Consider the following 3599-nt stretch of genomic DNA (forward strand, 5'->3'; position numbering starts at 1 on the left):
AAAGGCTTCATTATAATAAGCCGTAAACAAGGAGGATACGCCCACAACAAAGGGTTCTTTATCTCGTATTTTTTTTCCGAGATATTCATAGCTGTATCCAAATTGTTTAAATGCATAAAAAAGGGAAAAAGCCGTGACATCGCTTTTACCATAAAATACTTTAAGATGAGAAAATTCTTCAGGATAAGCAATTGTTTTAGATTTATTTGTTGCAAGGGCATCAAGGATTTCAACATGAAAGTCTTTTTTTTGTATGCATGCAGCAATGGTGGCAAGGCCATAGGGAATGGTTCTTTTTTTTGTCAGATAAAAATCTTCTATGGGCGGTTGGACCAGAACAACCTTTGAACCATTCATTTTAATTAACCTTTGGAAATCTCATGATGGGCAGCAAGGTGACAATGGGGATGAAGGCTGAATAAAAAAGAATATTTTCAAGACCATAAATATCGGCAAGCTTTCCCACAAGAGGTGATACGGCACCTCCCAGGCCATAGGCAAATCCCATCATGAGGCTGGATACCATGGCTCTGGATTTTGGGGCTAATTTTTGAGCCATGACCACGCCAAGGGGAAGTGACGCCAAAACAGAAAATCCGGCAACAAAAGATCCCAGATAAACAAACGGCCCGGGAAGATAGAGATATAATATAAGGGCAGGGGCCATAAAAGCATGGCTGACAAAAAAGATTTTTTTAAAGTCTGTTTTGTCAGCAAGATAACCTGCCAGAAGACCACTAAAGGTGCCTGCCAGAATAAAAAGAGAGACTATTAGTCCCACAGAAACAAGGCTATGGCCTTTATCCGTAAGATATATGGGCATAAAAGTCATAAAGGTTTGTCCTGTAACCGCCCGAAGAACCATCACAAGCCAGATCAGGAAAATAGATTTATAGACTTTGCCAAGCGTTTCTTTAAGGGATCCAAAAAATCCAAGATGGGAAAGGTTTTCACTGACGGGAACCGGTAAATATTTAATACAGAAGATAAAGGCAATAGCACCAAAGGCAATGGTATAGGGCATTTGTTCAAGTCCAAATCCGGCCACATACCAGGTGATAAATACAGGACCCAATGCAAAGGCAAAGGTTCCGCCTGTATTATAAATGGACAGGCAAAATCCGGCACGGTTGCCGGAATAGAGCGGCACCATTCCGGTGGTGGAGGGGTGAAACATGGATGATCCAATGGAACCAAGGCACAGAACAATAAGCAAGGTCCAAAAATTGGGTGCAATTCCTGAAAAAGGAATAAAGAAAAAAGCTAAAAAAAGTCCTGCAAAAATAAAACTTCTTGTTTCATACCGGTCTGCAAGATAGCCGATCACCGGCTGTACTATAAAGGAAAGAAATCTTACCATTCCGGTAATGAGTCCAACCTGGGCAAGGGTTAACCCGAGTTTGTCAACAAAAGCGGGTAGTAATGGCGTAAAAAAAGAGGAGTAAAAATCACCGGTAAAATGAACAAGAGTTAAAACAAAAATAATTCCGTAATTAACCGTGTTGTCGTAAGATTTATGTTGCGTCATGAGGGTTAATTTTTCATACTGTGGATGGGGGCTGGAATTCGACCGCTATATTTAACAAATTGATCGCAAAGGGAAGAATTGGGAACATTCATGACTTTTGCTTCGCCTAAAAGACCGCCAAAATAAACCTTGTCCCCGGCTTTTTTGCCTGGGACAGGGATGAGTCTCGTGGCAGTGGTTTTTGAGTTGATCATGCCAATGGCCATTTCATCTGCAATAATGCCGGCAAGGCATTCTACCGTAATGTCACCCGGGATAGGCACCATATCAAGCCCGACAGAGCAGACACAGGTCATTGCTTCCAGCTTTTCAAAGGAAAGAAATCCCTTATCTGCCGCATTGGCAATATTCAAGTCTTCACTGACAGGGATAAAGGCACCGCTTAACCCGCCGACATGGGAGCTTGCAAAGGCACCGCCTTTTTTAACGGCATCGTTGAGCATGGCAAGGGCTGCCGTGGAGCCCGGAACTCCAATGCTTGTCAATCCCATTGCCTGGAAGATTTCACCGATGGAATCACCCACGGTCGGCGTTGGTGCCAGAGACAGATCCACCACACCAAATTTAATATCAAGGTTTCGAGCGACTTCCCGTCCGATGAGTTCACCGACCCTGGTGACCTTACAGGCAGTTTTTTTGATAACTTCAGCAATCTTTCCAAGGGTCAGATCCGGCTGGCCCTCAAGGTTTTTTTCAATGGCTCTTTTAACCACACCGGGCCCGGAAACCCCCACATTAATGACAGCATCAGCAACACCGACACCCAGATAGGCGCCCGCCATAAACGGCATATCCTGTGGAATGTTGGAAAATACACACAACTTAGCACAGGCCAGTCCGTCTTCATCAGAAGTAAGTTCAGCAGCTTTTTTTATAACTTTGGCCATTGCAAGAACTGCGTCCATATTAATGCCTGATCGGGTGGTGGCCACATTTACAGATGCACAAACTCTTTCGGTCCGGGCAAGGGCTTTTGGCAGCGCATCAATGAGGGCCTGGTCTCCTGTGGCAATTCCTTTTTCTACGAGGGCTGAAAATCCGCCGATAAAATCAATATTGACCCGCTTGGCAATATCATTGAGTTCATGGGCGATTTCAACCATCTGATCCGAAGAAAAACAGGCGCCAACAAGAGCGATGGGACTGATTGAAATCCGTTTGTTAACGATTTTTATTCCATATTTTTCACCGACTGCATCACAGGTTTCCACAAGATTTTCGGCTTGCTTTATAATTTTTGTCCTGATATTTTTTTTAAATATTTCAAGGTCGTGACTGATACAATCAAACAGGTTAATCCCCAGAGTAACTGCACGGACATCCAGGTTTTCATTTCTTACCATTTCTATGGTCGATATAATTTCATGATCATCAAACATTAAATTTATTCCTAACCTGGATAAGCCAGAACCAAAAAAGGTTTTAATAATTGCCAGGCAATAATATAGTGATTTCTGTAATATAACAATGCCAAAGGATCAAATTATGCAGTTTATTGATCAATATTCTAAATAGATATCTGGCTATTTTAATAAAATAGTTCACTTTTTGCATTAAGGGTGTGGAATGTGAGCCGTCGACGTGAAGGTCAAGGTCAAAATCACCGGTAGGGTCAAGTGTTTCTTGTTTGATGGCTGCCAATAATCCGTTGACACCCCCGGCTTTGTGGATGGATTGACTTAAATCCTGTCCCCGGATGTAATACTGGTTTGTGGTATCTGAACTGTATGGGATTGTTATTTCTTTTATCAGATTCCAATTATCATACACAAACAGTGTTTCAGATGCATTTTCCCAGGTGCCGGCATTCAAGGTAAAGACTTTCTTTTGTATTCTTCGGCCCATGTAATCGTATGCAAACTCCACCCTGGTGTTGTCATCTTCAGGGTATTGCGGGGCAATTAGGATTAAACGGTTCTCTGCATTGTAAGCATATTGTTTGCCGTTGGATGATGAGGTCAGATTCCCATCTTCATCATAGGTTAAATTTTCATCGGGAGGTACATTATCCTGATTGGTAATCACAGCGTACTGGTTTGCTTCATTGGTTTGATAGTTTATGGGTGTGCTG

2 protein-coding genes and 2 pseudogenes are annotated in these 3599 nt (G+C 42.5%); all 4 read right to left on the reverse strand.

The window, feature by feature from the left end:
* Nucleotides 1-357, reverse strand: a pseudogene (locus K8S13_RS14165) (radical SAM protein); the annotation flags it as partial.
* A gap of 1 nt (nucleotide 358) precedes the next feature.
* A complete protein-coding gene (locus tag K8S13_RS14170; RefSeq protein WP_291463423.1) occupies nucleotides 359-1528 on the reverse strand; it encodes an MFS transporter in 1170 nt (389 codons plus the stop codon).
* Nucleotides 1529-1533: 5 nt separating this feature from the next.
* Entirely contained in the window at nucleotides 1534-2907 is a 1374-nt protein-coding gene (locus tag K8S13_RS14175; RefSeq protein WP_291463424.1) for a PFL family protein, read from the reverse strand.
* A 43-nt stretch (nucleotides 2908-2950) separates the two neighbouring features.
* Nucleotides 2951-3599 (reverse strand): annotated as a pseudogene (locus tag K8S13_RS14180) (hypothetical protein); the annotation flags it as partial.

Source organism: Desulfobacula sp., assembly GCF_021107415.1.

Excerpts from the sequence above, each read along its gene's own strand:
- K8S13_RS14170 (WP_291463423.1), bottom strand. The coding sequence starts at position 1,528 with ATGACGCAACATAAATCTTACGACAACACGGTTAATTACGGAATTATT.
- K8S13_RS14175 (WP_291463424.1), bottom strand. The coding sequence starts at position 2,907 with ATGTTTGATGATCATGAAATTATATCGACCATAGAAATGGTAAGAAAT.